This is a genomic window from Rhodococcus pyridinivorans (genome assembly GCF_900105195.1).
Taxonomy (GTDB): domain Bacteria; phylum Actinomycetota; class Actinomycetes; order Mycobacteriales; family Mycobacteriaceae; genus Rhodococcus; species Rhodococcus pyridinivorans.
The window spans coordinates 3,735,995-3,751,848 of sequence record NZ_FNRX01000002.1 but is presented as its reverse complement, the minus strand read 5'-3'; the positions used below and the strand labels follow the sequence as shown (position 1 = coordinate 3,751,848).

The following is a 15,854-nucleotide window of genomic DNA, read 5'->3' as shown; positions in this document are numbered from 1 at the left end:
GTTCAGTGGTGGTATTCGCCGCAGTTGACGTCGAGGCACTGGCCGGTGATCGCCGACGCCATCGGCGAGGCCAGGAAGATCACCGCATCCGCGATTTCCTCGGTTGTCGGGAGACGCTTCAGATCGGAGGTGGCGGCGGTGTGCTCGTAGATCTGTTCGACGGTGGTGCCGTACTTTCCCGCCTGGTGTTCGAAGTACCCCTGCAGGATCGGCCCCCAGATGTACCCCGGTGCAACGGAGTTCACCCGGATTCCCTGCGGTCCGAGTTCCGTCGCCAGGGACTGCGACATCGCCAGCAACGCCGACTTCGCGAGTTTGTAACTGCCGTAACGTTCTTGGGAGTGCCGCAGCACCATCGAATTGATGTTGACCACCGCGCCGGCCGACTCGGCGAGGGCGGGGGTAAACAACTGCGTGAGCCGCAGCGCGCCGAGGACGGTGAGCTCCACGCTGTCCCGGATCTGCTGGAAGTCGGTGCGCGCCAACAGTTTCATCGACGGAACGGAGAACGCGTTGTTGACGAGCACGTCGACACCACCGAACTCCGAGACCGCAGACTCGACAAGGGCGGCGGCGGACTCGTCGTCGGTGATGTCGGTGGGCACGACCAGGGCCCGGCGGCCCGTGCTCTCGACTTCCGCTGCAACCTTCTCGAGCCGCTCCCGGGTCCGGGCAGCGAGCACCACGTCGGCGCCGTGTTCGGCGCACCGCAGCGCGAGGGTGCGCCCCAGTCCCGGGCCGACACCGGAGATCACGACGACGCGGTCGCGGAGCAGTCCCGCTGCCGCGCTCATGCGAGCATCCGATCGGCGACGCCCCGCTGACGGTCCGCGATGCGCTGCGCCCAGGCCTCGGGAGTGATGCGGTTCGAATCGTGGAAGGGCAGGACCTCGGAGAGTCGGTCGAACGGCACCACCTCGGCGGTCGGGCCGTCGGCTGCGGTGAGTTCGCGATCGAGGCGCTGCCAGCGGAACTGCAGGATCCCGCGGCTGCGGCCGAGGGTCTCGACCCAGTTGGTCAGCCCCGGATCGCGGGCCGAGACCACGATCCGGACCATCCCGTCGGGATCGACCTGCGCCTGACTGTTGTTCAGGGAGGTCTGGTGGTGGATGTAGTCCAGGGAGATGTACCAGAGGCTGCCGATCTGGAAGCCCAGATAGGGCGCGTCGCTCGCCGGGAGGGTCAGGACCATCGCCTCGTCGTCGCCGAGTTCGTAGTGCCCGACGGATGAGTACTGCGTGTCGAGACCACCTGGGGTGCGGCGCGGCTCGGTGACCGTGTTCACCGGCAGCTTCAGGTAGAACCACTCGGGGAACTGCAGCCAGGTCTTCACCCGCGAGACCAGTGCGCGACCGGCGCGTTCGTAACGGGTGACCGCGTCCTGGTGGGTGGGTTCGGGTGCCGGGGTGCCGAGACTGTCGAGCCGGTGGATGCTCAGCATGCCGCGGCGCTGCGTCCAGTCGCTGTAGACCTCGCGGACCACGAGCTGCGACGAGCCGGGCGCGAGCGGGAAGTAGTTACGTTCCGGGTCTCGTGGGCCGGGTCCGAACCGCACCTGGAAGGTGCCGTCGTCGGCGATGGTCAACGCGCGGTCGTCGAAGGCCGTGACGTTGCCGGGCACCTCGGCGTCGGTGTAGTTGCCGGCCAGCACCTGGAAACTGAGATCGCAGGTCGTGCCGCGGCGCCCGGCGACGACGTACTCGGCGTCGTCGCGTATCGATGCGCCCCAGTACAGGGTGTCGGGATTGTCGAGGCCCATCTTCGCGTAGGGGCCGGTGCCGGTGACGAAGACCGGATGGGATCGGCTGTACGCGAAGGTGGCGTGGACGCACGCCGAGATCCCGCCCGCCAGATATCCGTATCCCTCGACGAGGTCCTGTTCGGTGCGGATGTGCGGGGCTGTGGCGACGAGCTTCTCGGCCTCGGCTATCGCCGCGGTGAGCGGATCGGTGAGCACTACGATCTCCTGTGGTCCAAATATGTACCGCTGCGGTAGTCTTCCGCTGCGCCGAGAGTAGAACGTGTTCCAGGGAGGGTCAATGGCTCGTCGCGAGACCGAGACACTCGGGAAGCCGACCGCCGGGGCGGGAGCCGCCCGCCGGTCGCCGCCCACGGAACGCGTCGTGCAGGTCCTCGACCACCTCGTCGCGCGACCCGGCGTCCGGTTCGGACTGTCGGAACTGGCGCGCGATCTCGATCTGAGCAAGCCCACCTGCTTGGGCATCCTCACCGTGCTCGCCGACGCGGGTTATCTGATCCGCGACCCCGTCGACAAGACCTACGGTCTCGGGCCGGCACTGATCGTCGCGGGACGCGCAGCCCAGCGCGGCTTCGCGTCCGGGCCGGTCGCCCACCGGCATCTCGCCGCCCTCTCCGAGGAGTTCGCCGTGATGTGCTCTGCGTCGGCGGTCGTCGGCGACCGGATCGCGGTGCTCGACGTCATCGGTGGCCACGGCACGGCCGCGGCGGCACGCGTGGGGGAGGTGTACCCCTTCGCGCCCCCGGTGGGGCTGATGTACGTGCTGTGGGACACCGACGAGCGCATCGAACAGTGGCTGCGGCGAGAGCCGACCCTGCCCGTGACCGTCGACCGCGACGAGCTGTGGCGGATCGTCACCGAATGTCGCCGGACCGGTTATCTGGCGGAGTCCCTCACTCCCGGCGGCCGTCGCCTGTACGCGCTCATGGCGGGAGTGGTCTCGCACGACCTCGCGCCCGAGATGAGGGAGATGCTGGCGGAACTCGTGGCCAGCCCCGGCGAGCGCGTGCTGCTGCCCGACGCCTTCGCCGCGGGGGAGAAGCGGGCGGTCAACCTCGTGGCCGCCCCGGCCTACGATCCCGACGGCCACCAGTCGCTCGTGCTCACGCTGCACCTCGAGCGGGAGGTGGACGCCGCCGGGATCGAACGCTACGGCGCGGCGCTCGTGGCGGTCGCGGATGCGATCACCGCAGATCTCGGCGGACACCGGCCACTGCGCTGACGGAGGGCTGCGGAGACCACCCGTTGACCTGGAATTGAAACTCGTTCTACTGTTGCGGAGTAATCTTCGACCGCATCGGTACACATGTGTACCGAGCTGGGTGAGAGGGGCACGAGTGACCACGGTGCCACCGCAACGACCACCGACCTACGAACTTTCGCTGCTCGGTGCGCTCGAAGCCGAGTCCGTGCACATCTTCCGCGAGGTCGCCGCGACCTTTTCCCATCCCGTCCTGCTGTTCTCGGGTGGTAAGGACTCCGCGGTGATGCTCCACCTCGCGGCCAAGGCGTTCTGGCCGGCGCCGCTGCCGTTCCCCGTCCTGCACATCGACACCGGGCACAACTTCGACGAGGTGATCGACTTCCGCGACCGCACCGTCGAGCGCCTGGGGATCCGGTCGATCGTCGCCTCGGTGCAGGACGACATCGATGCCGGGCGTGCCGTCGAGGACGACGGACCGCACGCGACCCGCAACCGGCTCCAGGCCGGAACCCTCCTGCGCGCGTTGCGGGAAGGGGGATTCGACGCCGTCTTCGGGGGTGCTCGTCGCGACGAGGAGAAGGCCCGCGCGAAGGAACGCATCTTCAGCCTGCGCGACGAGTTCGGGCAGTGGGACCCGAAGGCGCAGCGACCCGAACTGTGGCAGCTGTACAACGGCCGGCACCGCCGCGGCGAACACATGCGGGTCTTCCCGCTGTCCAACTGGACCGAACTCGACATCTGGCGCTACATCCGCGACGAGGGCGTCGACCTGCCGTCCCTGTACTACGCCCACCGGCGACCGGTGATCGAGCGCGACGGAATGCTGCTCGCGCACAACCGTTTTCTTACCCTCCTCCCCGGGGAGACTCCGCGCGAGAGTCTCGTCCGGTTCCGCACCGTCGGTGACGCGACGTGCACCGGCTGCGTCGAATCCGCCGCCACCACCGCGGACGAGGTGGTCACCGAGGTCTCCGCCAGCAGGGTCACCGAACGCGGCGCCACGCGGGCGGACGACCGGATCTCCGACGCCGGAATGGAAGACCGCAAGAGGGAAGGCTATTTCTGATGTCCTACCTGCTGCGCATCGCCACCGCCGGCAGCGTCGACGACGGCAAGTCCACGCTCATCGGACGATTGCTGTTCGACTCGAAGGCCGTCTTCGAGGACCAACTCGAGGCGGTGACCCGCACGAGCCTCGACCGCGGCGCCGACCGCGCCGATCTCGCGCTGCTCACCGACGGCCTGCGCGCCGAACGCGAACAGGGCATCACGATCGACGTCGCCTATCGCTATTTCGCCACGGCGCACAGAACATTCGTCATCGCCGACACTCCCGGTCACGAGCAGTACACGCGCAACATGGTCACCGGGGCGTCCACCGCAGACCTGGCACTCGTCCTCGTCGACGCCCGCAACGGCATCGTCGAGCAGACCCGCCGGCACGCCTTTCTCGCGTCGCTGCTCGGGGTGCGGCACGTGGTGCTGTGCATCAACAAGATGGACCTGGTGGACTGGTCGCAGAGCCGGTTCGACGAGATCTGCGACGAGTTCCGGAATCTCGCGGCGAAGCTCGACATGCCCGACCTCGCCTTCGTTCCCGTCTCCGCCCTGCACGGCGACAACGTCGTCTCCCGCACCGCGAACATGCCGTGGTACGAGGGGACTTCGCTGCTGCACCATCTCGAACAGGTCCACATCGCGTCGGACACCAACCTCATCGATGCCCGACTGCCCGTGCAGTACGTCATCCGGCCGGGCGAGGGTGAACACCGCGACTTCCGCGGCTACGCCGGGACGGTCGCCGCCGGCGGATTCGCGCCCGGCGATGAGGTGGTCGTTCTCCCTTCCGGTTTCGGAACGCGGGTGCGAACGTTGTGGGGGCCGGGCGGGACGGAACTCGAGCACGCCTTCGCCGGTGCGGCGGTGTGCGTCGAACTCGAGGACGACCTCGACGTCGGACGCGGCGACATGCTGTGCCGCCCCAACAATCGTCCGCTCGTCGGCCACGAGATCGACGCCATGGTGTGCTGGTTCGACGAACGCTCCGCCCTCGATCCGGACGCCCGCTACGCCCTGCTGCACACCACGCGCTCGACCATCGCGCGGGTCGCGCGGCTGGACTACCGCCTCGACGTCAACAGCCTGCACCGCGACGAGGCCGCGACGACGCTCGGTCTCAACGAGATCGGCCGCGTGCAATTGTGGACGCAACAGCCGCTGCTGTTCGACCCCTACCGGCGCAACCGCACTACCGGAAGCTTCGTGCTCGTCGACGAACGCACCGGCAACACCGTCGCGGCCGGAACGATCACCGGCCCGACACTCGCCGACACGGCGGTGGTCTGGCACTCGGCGGCGGTCTCACGGCCCGAACGGGGGAGAGCCGGGGCGACGGTATGGCTCACCGGGCTGTCCGCCTCCGGCAAGTCCACCCTCGCCGTCGAACTCGAACGACGACTGCTCGCCGAGGGCATCCCCGCCTACCGCCTCGACGGCGACAACCTCCGGCACGGCCTCAACGCCGACCTCGGCTTCGGTCCGGAGGACCGCGCGGAGAACGTCCGCCGCGTCGGTGCGGTCGCACAGCTGATGGCCGACGCCGGACTCGTCGCGATCTGCGCGCTCATCAGTCCCTACCGTCAGGACCGCGACCGCATCCGCCGGCAGCACGAGGAGTCCGGGATCCGGTTCGTCGAGGTCTTCGTCGATACGCCGCTCGCCGACTGCGAGGCCCGCGACCCGAAGGGCATGTACGCGCGGGCACGTGCCGGTGAGATCACCGGTTTCACCGGCGTCGATGATCCCTACGAACCACCGTCCGATCCCGAGCTGGTCGTGCGCCCCCACGACGGCACGCCTGCCGTGCAGGCGGGCCTCGTCGTGGAATTGTTGAGGCCATGACGCACGACAACACCGACGACGCTCGGCTCGCGGCCGAGACGGCTTCCGGCGCAGGTGAACTGCTGCTCACGGTCCGCGCCATCGAATCGGATGCCCTTACCGGGCGCGAGCTGGGCCGGCGCGGCGACCACGCCGCCAACACCTACATCCTCGAACGGCTGGCGACCGCGCGGCCCGGCGACGCGGTGCTCTCGGAGGAATCCGCGGACGATCCGGCCCGGGTCGGCGCCGACCGCGTCTGGATCATCGACCCGCTCGACGGGTCGAAGGAGTACGGGATGCCCGACCATGTCGACTGGGCGGTCCACATCGCGCTCTGGGAGGCAGGACGAGGGCTCACCGCCGCCGCGGTCGCGCAACCGGCGATCGGCGTCGTCCACAGCACCGCAGATCCGGTCCCGGCGCCGCGGCCGGCCCGCCGTCGCCCCCGCATCGTCATCAGCGGGAGCAGGCCGCCCGCCTTCGTCTTCGATCTGGCCCGCGATCTCGGTGCCGATCTGATCCGGATGGGGTCGGCCGGTGCCAAGGCCATGGCGGTGGTCCGCGGGGAGGCCGACGCCTACATCCACGCCGGAGGTCAGTGGGAGTGGGATTCGGCGGCGCCGGTCGCGGTCGCGCGCGCTGCGGGTCTGCACTGCGCGCGGATCGACGGCAGCGAACTCGAATACAACCGGCCGCACCCGTATCTGCCCGACCTCGTGATCTGCCGCGCAGACTGGGCACCGGAGGTGATGGCCGCGCTGGCCGCGCACGCCACCGGGCCGACCGACAGCCCCCGCGCCGCGATGGCACGCGCATACATCCGATCCCTGGTCAGCCACGACGCGTCCCACGTCCGGCTCGCCGAGGACGCCTGGCGGGTCGAGAACGGGGAACGCACCGGCGACAGCGGCATCGAGATCCGCGACCGCCTCGAGAACGGCCCGGAATACCGGCCCATCCGCCGCGTCCGCGACCTGCAGTTCCGCGAATGGCAGCACAGTGTCGTCGCGCGGTTCGTCCTGGACATCGCAGCAGGTCCGGGCGCCGAGACGTCGGTCGCGGTGACCGAGCACTTCGACATCCCGGCGGGGGAGATCCGATCGATCGTGGCGATCATCGAGCCCGCGCAGGGTAATAGTTGAATTCATTGTTGTAGCTTTCGAACGAAAGTCACCATGATCGAGAGGCATCACCATGGCCGAAGCGCGTGATATCGGGGACGGCATCCACGTCGTTCCCGTCCCGGTGGCGGACCTGCCGGTCGGCGACACCCAGGTCTACGTGATGGAATCCCCGCGTGGCGTCGTCCTCGTCGACGTCGGCTGGAACGACGACCGGTCGTGGGCGGCCCTGCAGGACGGCCTGGCCACCGCGGGCCTGTCGGTCACCGACGTCGAGGGCGTGGTGGTCACCCACTTCCATCCCGACCACGTCGGGCTAACCGGACGCATCCGGGAGGCCTCCGGGTGCTGGGTCGCGATGAACGAGGCCGACTTCGCCCACCTCGAGGTCATGCTCTCCGACGACGATCGCCGTCCCCAGGAAGCCGAACTGCTGCGCCGCGCAGGGGCACCCGAGGACGCGATCGAGGAGTCGCTGGCCACCCTCGTACCGGCGGTCGGCCGTCCCGACGCGCTGCCCGACCGCAAACTCGGTGCCGACGAGACGATCCCGCTGACGGGACGATCCCTGCGCACCGTGCTGACCCCCGGCCACACCGCCGGCCACGCGTGTTTCCTGCTCGAGAAACACGGCGTGCTGTTCAGCGGCGACCACGTCCTCGCGACCACGACCCCGCACGTCGGCGAGTTCGATTTCCCTCTGCCGCAACGCGACGCGCTGGGGGAGTACCTCGACTCGCTGCGCGCGGTCGCCGGCCTGCCCGTGCGACGCGCACTGCCCGCGCACCGGCAGCAGATCGACGACCTGCCGCACCGCGTCGGCGAATTGATCGCCCATCACGACCAGCGCCTCGACGATCTCTACGACGCGTTCGGCGACGAGGAACTCACGCTGTGGGAGGCCACCGCCCGCATGCGCTGGTACCGGCCGTGGGACGAGACTCCCTTGCACGGCAAGCGGATGGCGCTCGCAGAGGGCTCGGCGCACGTCCGGCAGCTCATCGAGCGGGGACGGGTCCGTCGCGTGCCCGGTACGGAACCCGCCCGCTTCGCGCGCGTGCAGACCCGATGAGCCCCGACGAGCTGGTCACCGAGTTCTGCCGTCGCTGGGCCGATCCCGATCCTGCCGAGCTCGCGGCCTTCTTCGCCGAGGATGCGGTCTTCCACAACATCCCGATGGAACCGATCCGCGGCCGCGCGGCGATCGAGAAGTACATCGTGGGCTTCGTGACGTCCTTCGGGGCCATCGACTACCGCATCCACCACCAGGCGGTCTCCGGCAACGTCGTGCTCAACGAACGCACCGATGTGTTCACGATGAACGGCCGGACGATCGAGCTGCCCGTCACAGGCGTCTTCGAGATCGTCCACGGTAGGATCGCGGCCTGCCGCGACTACTTCGATCCCACACCCTTCACCACCGGAAACTGACCGGCCTCTGGGACACCGAAGGCCCTGGAACACCTGAAGGCCCCGCTTCATGAGAAGCGGAGCCTTCGTGGTGCCCTCGGCAGGATTCGAACCTGCGACTTCTTGCTCCGGAGGCAAGCGCTCTATCCCCTGAGCTACGAGGGCATCCGGACCACCGGATGACCGGAGGTGCGGGAGTTAGCCTAGCGCATCGAACGCTCAACTCCACATCGCCAGGTCAGAGCCGGTTTTCGGCCCGAAGTTGCGGTTCGCCCGCGCGAAGACTCAGTTGAGGGGCAGCGGTTCGGCGCCGCGCTCGGCGAGCAGCGACCTCATCAGGTCCGACTCACCCTGCTGCGTCGCGACCATCGTGCCCGCCAGATTGCGCACTGCCGAGGTGCTCGCGTACTGCTCGCCGTACTCCATCATCGGCAGACCACCTTCGTGGTGGCGCAGCATCAGCTGAAGGAAGAGCACGTCCAGTTCGGGACCGCGAGCGGCCCGGAGATTCGCGAGATCCTCGGAGGTCGCCATCCCCGGCATCAGGTGCGAGCCGTCCGAATCCTCGGACTCGGCGGTCGCACCGTGATCACCGTGTCCGTGACCCGTCTCCGTCTCGGTCATCCACTCCATGTACTCGCCCGTCGGCAGCGCCGGCTGTCCCCACAGTGACAACCAGCCCTGCATCTGACCGATCTGGTTCTGCTGGGTGGTGAGGATGTCGTACGCGATGTTGCGGATCCGATCGTCCTCCGAGTTGGAGACCACCACGGCGGCCATCTCGACGCCCTGGTCGTGGTGCACGATCATGTCCTGCGCGAATCCGACGTCCACCGAGCCGGCCTCCGGCGCCGCCTGCGCGGAGTCCTCGAAGGGGATCCGGGACAGGAACCCCGCGAGGAAACCGACGGTGACCGCAGCGACGGTGAGCAGCACCAGCAGCAGCCGGTTTTGCCCACCACGCTCGGGGGTGGAGATGTCCGAGGAGGTCTCGCTCATCGTCAGCTCCCGGCCGGTGCCTGCTGCATGTCGCCCGCGGTCTCCGCGTTCATCGGCACCGCGTCGGGGCCGGGCTCGGAAGCGTCGAAGGCCGGCGGGTTCGCCGGATCGAACGAACCGGGGATCGTCGAGCAGCTCGCACCCACCTCGGGGTAGGTGTACTGGTTCAGGCGCAGCGCGCTGATGAACTGGTCGATGCGCTCGTCGTCGACGCTGTCGACCTCGAGCCGGTGACCCCACGACTGCAGTGAGACGGGAGCCTCGAGTCCCGGATACGGTGACATCACCATGTAGGTGCGGCCGTCGACCTTCGCGCGGAGCGTGTCGACCGCGGCGTCGTCGAGCAGATCGGGGTTGTATGCCACCCACACGGCGCCGTGCTCGAGCGAATGCACCATGTTCTCGTTCCGCACAGGCTGCTCGTAGACCGTTCCGGTGCAGGTCGCCCAGACGGAGTCGTGAGGGCCACCGAACGGCGGCGACTGGTCGTACGCGACGCGCTGGCCCGGCGCGACGTGCACACCGGCCGGGTACTCCATCTTCAGCACGCCCTCGATGTCGTCCGACGGGTCCTGGTTGGACTCCGACGGCGTCCACGCCGACATCTCCTGCTGGTTCTGATACTTCGGGATGAGGCTCACAGCGATCACGGCGACCAGCACGACGACCAGGGCCACGCCGCCGATCGTCAACCACGGGATCTGGCGCTGCCCGGAGACCCCGGGAGCGCCGCCGCTCTTCTTCTTGGCGGCCTGAATGGCCTTCGACGACTTGGCTCCGGTCTTCTTGTTACCGGAGCCGCCACTAACCGAACCGCTGGGCATCGCTGTGTGCTCTTTCGACGGGTGGACAGGCGGACGCGCGCCCATCGGGCGCACAAACACCCACAACTCTACGGGCGTGCTCTCGCGCGGTGCCCCGACCTGCCGGTAGGGGGAGCGTCGGCGCCGCGATCGACCAGCCAATAGGATGGACACCTGTGACTCCCTCCGACCTTGCTCAGCTGCTCCGCGGAACCGCCGCCGGTGTCCTCACCGACCGTGGTCTCGACGCGTCCGTTCTTCCCGAGACCCTCACCGTCGAGCGCCCGCGCAATCCGGAGCACGGCGACTACGCGACCAACGTCGCGATGCAGGTTGCGAAGAAGGTCGGCGTCAATCCCCGCGAACTCGCCACCTGGCTCGCCGAAGCCTTGACCGCCGCCGACGGCATCGACTCCGCCGAGGTCGCGGGCCCCGGCTTCCTCAACATCCGGCTCGCCGCCGACGCCCAGGGAGCGATCGTGGCGAAGGTGCTCGCCGAGGGCGCCGCCTACGGCACCGGCAGCGACCTCGCGAACACGAGGATCAACCTCGAGTTCGTCTCCGCCAACCCCACCGGCCCGATCCACCTCGGTGGCACCCGCTGGGCCGCGGTCGGCGACGCGCTCGGACGCATCCTCACCGCCCAGGGCGGCGAGGTCACCCGCGAGTACTACTTCAACGACCACGGCGCGCAGATCGACCGCTTCACCCGGTCGCTCATCGCCTCCGCACTCGGACAGCCCGCCCCCGAGGACGGCTACGCCGGCGCGTACATCATCGACATCGCCTCCTCCGTGCTCGAGCAGCGCCCCGACGCCCTCGAGCTCCCCGAGGACGAGCGGCACGAGACGTTCCGCTCGATCGGCGTGGACCTGATGTTCGCGCACATCAAGCGCACCCTCCACGAGTTCGGCGTCGACTTCGACGTGTACTTCCACGAGAACTCCCTCTTCGAGAGCGGAGCCGTCGAGAAGGCCGTCGAGACCCTGAAGGCGTCGGGCAATCTGTACTTCGACGACGGCGCGTGGTGGCTCAAGAGCACCGATTACGGCGACGACAAGGACCGTGTCGTCATCAAGTCCGACGGCAACGCCGCCTACATCGCCGGCGACATCGCCTACTTCCAGGACAAGCGCTCGCGCGGCTTCGACCTGTGCATCTACATGCTCGGTGCCGACCACCACGGCTACATCGCGCGTCTGAAGGCCGCCGCGGCGGCGTTCGGCGACGACCCCGACACCGTCGAGGTGATGATCGGCCAGATGGTCAACCTCGTCCGTGGCGGCGAGGCCGTGAGGATGAGCAAGCGGGCCGGCACCGTGATCACCCTCGACGACCTCGTCGAGGCGATCGGCGTCGACGCCGCCCGCTACTCGCTCGTGCGTTCCTCGGTGGACCAGAGCATCGACATCGACCTCGAGCTGTGGGCGAGCACCACGAACGAGAACCCGGTCTACTACGTCCAGTACGCCCACGCACGACTGTCGTCGATCGCGCGCAACGCCGCCGATCTCGGCCTGACCGCCGAGGGCGCCGACTTCTCGCTACTCACCCACGAGCGCGAGGGCGACCTCATCCGCACCCTCGGCGAGTACCCCCGGGTGCTGGCAAAGGCGGCCGAACTGCGCGAACCGCACCGCGTCGCCCGCTATCTCGAGGAACTCGCGGGCACCTACCACCGCTTCTACGACGCCTGCCGGATCCTGCCGCAGGGCGACGAGGAGGCCGGACCGCTGCACACCGCGCGACTCGCGTTGTGCGCGGCCGCACGCCAGGTCCTCGCCAACGGCCTCGGCCTGCTCGGCGTCACCGCCCCGGAGCGGATGTGAACGCGCACCCCGCGGGACCGCGTCACGCCCAGATCCCGCACGCCCCCAACCTGCCCGAGCGCCCGGCCGACACCGCGGCGCTCAACGCGCTGGCCCCACACGTGTGGCCCCGCAATGCCGCGCGCGGCGAGGACGGCGTCATGCGCATCGCCGGTATCCCGGTGACCGAGCTCGCCGAGAAGTACGGCACCCCGCTGTTCGTCGTCGACGAAGACGACTTCCGCTCCCGCTGCCGGGAGATCGCCGAGGCCTTCGGCCCGTCGGCGAAGGTGCACTACGCGTCGAAGGCGTTCCTGTGCAGCGAGATCGCACGGTGGGTTCATCAGGAAGGGCTCTCGCTCGACGTCGCGTCCGGCGGTGAGCTCGCCGTGGCCCTGCACGCCGGATTCCCCGCCGGGAAGATCGCGATGCACGGCAACAACAAGTCCGTCCGCGAACTGCAGGCCGCCGTGACCGCCGGGGTCGGGCACATCGTGCTCGACTCGCTCGCCGAAATCGACCGGCTCGACGCGGTCGCCGGTGAGGCCGGTGTCGTCCAGGACGTGCTCATCCGCGTGACCGTGGGCGTCGAGGCCCACACCCACGAGTTCATCTCCACCGCGCACGAGGACCAGAAGTTCGGGCTCTCGCTCGCCGGTGGCAACGCCATGCAGGCCGTGCGCCGCGTCTTCGCGGCCGACAATCTCCGCCTCGTCGGCCTGCACAGCCACATCGGCTCGCAGATCTTCGATGTCGACGGCTTCGAACTGGCCGCCCACCGCGTCATCGGCCTGCTGCGCGACATCGTCGCCGAGTTCGGTGTCGACAAGACCTCGCAGATGAACATCGTCGATCTCGGCGGTGGTCTGGGCATCTCGTACGTGCCGAGCGACGACCCGCCGCCGGTCGCCGACCTCGCGGCGAAGCTGGGCGACATCGTCCGCACCGAGTCCGCGCTCGCCGGGCTGCCGGTCCCGACCCTCGCGGTCGAACCGGGTCGCGCCATCGCCGGACCGGGCACAGTGACGCTCTACGAGGTGGGAACCCTCAAGGACGTCGAGGTCGGTTCCGGGCACGTCCGCCGCTACATCAGCGTCGACGGCGGCATGAGCGACAACATCCGCACATCGCTGTACCAGGCGGAGTACGAGTCGCGCCTCGTCTCCCGCGTGAGCGACGCCGAGCCGGTGGTCTCGCGCGTCGTCGGCAAGCACTGCGAGAGCGGCGACATCGTCATCCGCGACGCTTGGATGCCCGCAGACGTCGCAGCCGGTGATTTACTGGCGGTCGCGGCGACGGGTGCATACTGCTACTCGATGTCGAGCAGGTACAACCTGCTTCCTCGCCCCGCCGTCGTGGCGGTCAAGGACGGCGTCTCGCGCGTTCTGCTGCGCCGCGAGACCCTCGAAGATCTGCTCAACTTGGAGGTTTCGGAGTGACCAGTGTAACGGCGACCGATGCTTCGGGCCGGCGTCCGGTGGGTGTGGCGGTTCTCGGACATGGCACCGTCGGTGCCGAGGTCGCGCGGATCATCCGCGAGGACGCCGCGGATCTCGAGGCGCGCATCGGTGCCCCCCTCGAGCTGAGGGGCGTCGCCGTGCGCGACGCCGCCCGCGACCGGGGTCTTCCCGCGGAACTGGTCACGACGAACGCCGAGGCGCTGATCCGCCGCGACGACGTCGACATCGTCGTCGAGCTCATCGGTGGCATCGAACTGCCCCGCAAGCTCGTGCGCACGGCGCTCGACGCCGGCAAGTCCGTCGTCACCGCCAACAAGGCACTGCTCGCCGCCTACACCGGCGAACTGGCCGAGGTGGCCGAGGCCCGCAACGTCGACCTGTACTTCGAGGCGTCCGTGGCCGGCGCGATCCCGGTGATCCGCCCGCTTACCCAGTCGCTCGCGGGCGACAAGGTCAACCGGGTCGTCGGCATCGTCAACGGCACCACGAACTACATCCTCTCGGCCATGGACGAGACGGGCGCCGACTACGGCGAGACGCTCGCCGAGGCGGGCCGCCTCGGATACGCCGAGGCCGATCCCACCGCCGACGTCGAAGGCTTCGACGCCGCCTCGAAGGCGGCGATCCTCGCGTCGATCGCCTTCCACACCCGCGTGACGGCCGCCGACGTCTACCGCGAGGGCATCTCCTCGATCACCGCCGCCGACCTCACCTCGGCGCGCGCGCTCAACTGCACGATCAAGCTGCTCGCGCTGTGCGAGCGCGTCCCGTCCGTCGACGGCAAGGACCGCGTGTCCGCCCGGGTCTACCCGGCCCTCGTGCCCCGCGAGCACCCGCTGGCCTCGGTCAACGGTGCGTTCAACGCCGTCGTCGTCGAAGCGGAGTCCTCGGGTCGGCTCATGTTCTACGGCCAGGGTGCCGGTGGCGCCCCCACCGCCTCCGCCGTGATGGGCGATCTCGTGATGGCCGCCCGCAATCGGGTGCAGGGCGGTCGTGGTCCGCGTGAATCGAAGTACGCGCAGCTGGAAATCGCGCCCATGAGTGACATCCTCACCCGCTACTACGTCAATCTGAAGGTCGCCGACCGCGCCGGCGTGCTCTCCGCGGTCGCCGCCGAGTTCGCCACGCGGGGCGTGAGCATCGCAGCGGTCCGCCAGGAAGGCGCGGGCGACGCTGCCCGTCTGGTGGTACTCACCCATCAAGCCACCGACCGTGCGCTGGCGGATACCGTCGCAGCGCTCGACAAACTCGAATCCGTGATCGCTGTGACCAGCGTCCTGAGACTGGAGGGATCCGCCGAATGAGCGCGGCCGAGAAGAACACCACCCCCGTACACACGCCGTGGCCGGGCCTGATCGAGGCGTACCGTTCGCGCCTGCCGATCGGTGACGACTGGAAGACGGTCACGCTGCGCGAGGGTGGCACGCCGCTGCTCCCGGCTCCGCGCCTGTCGGAGATCACCGGCTGCGAGGTGCATGTCAAGGTCGAGGGTCTCAACCCCACCGGCTCGTTCAAGGACCGCGGTATGACCATGGCGGTCACCGAGGCCCTCGCGACCGGCAAGCAGGCGGTGCTGTGCGCGTCCACCGGTAACACCTCGGCCTCGGCCGCCGCCTACGCCGCGCGCGCCGGCATCGGCTGCGCGGTTCTCGTCCCGCAGGGCAAGATCGCGATGGGCAAGCTCGCCCAGGCCGTCATGCACGGCGCGAAGATCGTGCAGGTCGAGGGTAACTTCGACGACTGTCTGGAACTGGCACGCAAGACCACCGCGGAGTTCTCCACCATCGGTCTGGTCAACTCCGTGAACCCGGTGCGTATCGAGGGCCAGAAGACTGCCGCCTTCGAGATCGTCGACGCGCTCGGCGACGCCCCCGACGTGCATGTGCTGCCCGTCGGCAATGCCGGCAACATCACCGCCTACTGGAAGGGCTACAGCGAGTACGCCGCCGACGGCCTCAGCACGCGCCGCCCGCGCATGCTCGGCGTCCAGGCCGCTGGTGCCGCGCCGCTCGTCCTCGGCCATCCGGTGAAGGATCCCGAGACCATCGCGACCGCCATCCGCATCGGCGCTCCCGCATCGTGGAACGGCGCGGTGGCCGCCAAGGAGGAGTCGAACGGCGCATTCCGTGCGGCGACCGACGAGGAGATCCTCGAGGCGTACCGGCTGCTCGCGAAGTCCGAGTCGATCTTCGTCGAGCCGGCCTCGGCCGCCTCCATCGCAGGTCTGCTCGCCGCGAGCAAGGAAGGCTGGCTCGAGCGCGGCCTGAAGGTCGTGTGCACCGTGACCGGCAACGGTCTCAAGGACCCCGATACGGCCCTGCGCGACGTGCCCGTGGTCGAGCCCATCCCGGTCGACCCGGTCGCGGTCGCCTCCGCGCTCGAGTTGGCCTGAGTTGACCGCCACGCC

The 15,854-nt window shown here is 69.0% G+C and carries 14 protein-coding genes and 1 tRNA gene; 10 read left to right on the top strand and 5 right to left on the bottom strand.

What is annotated here, in order from left to right; genetic code table 11:
* Window positions 1-2 precede the first annotated feature (2 nt).
* Both BLV31_RS17805 and BLV31_RS17800 read right to left on the bottom strand, forming a co-directional pair.
* A complete protein-coding gene (locus BLV31_RS17805) occupies window positions 3-794 on the bottom strand; it encodes an SDR family oxidoreductase (protein ID WP_064061223.1) in 792 nt (263 codons plus the stop codon).
* The gene (locus BLV31_RS17800) at window positions 791-1,957 is read right to left on the bottom strand and encodes a hypothetical protein (protein ID WP_064061224.1); all 1,167 of its coding nucleotides are present in this window, start codon (window positions 1,955-1,957) and stop codon (window positions 791-793) included. The genes BLV31_RS17805 and BLV31_RS17800 overlap by 4 nt, the downstream gene beginning before the upstream one ends.
* A gap of 82 nt (window positions 1,958-2,039) precedes the next feature.
* On the opposite strand from BLV31_RS17800, the gene BLV31_RS17795 reads away from it, so the two are divergent.
* The 6 genes from BLV31_RS17795 (at window position 2,040) to BLV31_RS17770 (ending at window position 8,398) form a co-directional block, all read left to right on the top strand.
* Window positions 2,040-2,981, top strand: a complete 942-nt coding sequence (locus BLV31_RS17795; RefSeq protein ID WP_064061225.1) for an IclR family transcriptional regulator — start codon at window positions 2,040-2,042, stop codon at window positions 2,979-2,981.
* A 115-nt stretch (window positions 2,982-3,096) separates the two neighbouring features.
* Window positions 3,097-4,029 carry a sulfate adenylyltransferase subunit CysD gene (gene cysD / locus BLV31_RS17790; RefSeq protein WP_064061226.1) on the top strand — a complete coding sequence of 311 codons (933 nt, stop codon included), beginning with the start codon at window positions 3,097-3,099 and terminating at the stop codon, window positions 4,027-4,029.
* A complete protein-coding gene (gene cysC, locus BLV31_RS17785; RefSeq protein WP_064061227.1) occupies window positions 4,029-5,864 on the top strand; it encodes an adenylyl-sulfate kinase in 1,836 nt (611 codons plus the stop codon). Before cysD ends, cysC begins: the two co-directional genes overlap by 1 nt.
* Window positions 5,861-6,988 carry a 3'(2'),5'-bisphosphate nucleotidase CysQ gene (locus BLV31_RS17780; protein ID WP_064061228.1) on the top strand — a complete coding sequence of 376 codons (1,128 nt, stop codon included), beginning with the start codon at window positions 5,861-5,863 and terminating at the stop codon, window positions 6,986-6,988. Before cysC ends, BLV31_RS17780 begins: the two co-directional genes overlap by 4 nt.
* Before the next feature lie 52 nt (window positions 6,989-7,040).
* On the top strand, window positions 7,041-8,039 hold the full coding sequence (locus tag BLV31_RS17775; protein ID WP_064061229.1) for an MBL fold metallo-hydrolase: 999 nt from the start codon (window positions 7,041-7,043) through the stop codon (window positions 8,037-8,039).
* Window positions 8,036-8,398: a nuclear transport factor 2 family protein gene (locus tag BLV31_RS17770; protein WP_064061230.1), complete on the top strand. Its 363-nt coding sequence runs from the start codon at window positions 8,036-8,038 to the stop codon at window positions 8,396-8,398. Before BLV31_RS17775 ends, BLV31_RS17770 begins: the two co-directional genes overlap by 4 nt.
* Before the next feature lie 68 nt (window positions 8,399-8,466).
* Here BLV31_RS17770 and BLV31_RS17765 read toward each other — a convergent pair.
* The 3 genes from BLV31_RS17765 to BLV31_RS17755 all read right to left on the bottom strand — a co-directional run bounded on the left by BLV31_RS17765 (window position 8,467) and on the right by BLV31_RS17755 (window position 10,200).
* Window positions 8,467-8,542 (bottom strand) — tRNA-Arg (locus tag BLV31_RS17765).
* A 120-nt stretch (window positions 8,543-8,662) separates the two neighbouring features.
* A complete protein-coding gene (locus BLV31_RS17760; RefSeq protein WP_064061231.1) occupies window positions 8,663-9,376 on the bottom strand; it encodes a DUF305 domain-containing protein in 714 nt (237 codons plus the stop codon).
* Between the two features lie 2 nt (window positions 9,377-9,378).
* On the bottom strand, window positions 9,379-10,200 hold the full coding sequence (locus tag BLV31_RS17755) for a thioredoxin-like domain-containing protein (RefSeq protein WP_064061232.1): 822 nt from the start codon (window positions 10,198-10,200) through the stop codon (window positions 9,379-9,381).
* 155 nt (window positions 10,201-10,355) lie between these two features.
* On the opposite strand from BLV31_RS17755, the gene argS reads away from it, so the two are divergent.
* From argS to thrC, 4 genes are read left to right on the top strand one after another with little or no spacing between them, the layout of a single operon-like run.
* The gene (gene argS / locus BLV31_RS17750; RefSeq protein ID WP_064061233.1) at window positions 10,356-12,008 is read left to right on the top strand and encodes an arginine--tRNA ligase; all 1,653 of its coding nucleotides are present in this window, start codon (window positions 10,356-10,358) and stop codon (window positions 12,006-12,008) included.
* A complete protein-coding gene (gene lysA, locus BLV31_RS17745; RefSeq protein ID WP_064061234.1) occupies window positions 12,005-13,426 on the top strand; it encodes a diaminopimelate decarboxylase in 1,422 nt (473 codons plus the stop codon). Before argS ends, lysA begins: the two co-directional genes overlap by 4 nt.
* A gap of 38 nt (window positions 13,427-13,464) precedes the next feature.
* Window positions 13,465-14,751: a homoserine dehydrogenase gene (locus tag BLV31_RS17740; protein WP_006552579.1), complete on the top strand. Its 1,287-nt coding sequence runs from the start codon at window positions 13,465-13,467 to the stop codon at window positions 14,749-14,751.
* A complete protein-coding gene (gene thrC / locus BLV31_RS17735; RefSeq protein WP_006552580.1) occupies window positions 14,748-15,839 on the top strand; it encodes a threonine synthase in 1,092 nt (363 codons plus the stop codon). The genes BLV31_RS17740 and thrC overlap by 4 nt, the downstream gene beginning before the upstream one ends.
* Window positions 15,840-15,854 lie beyond the last annotated feature (15 nt).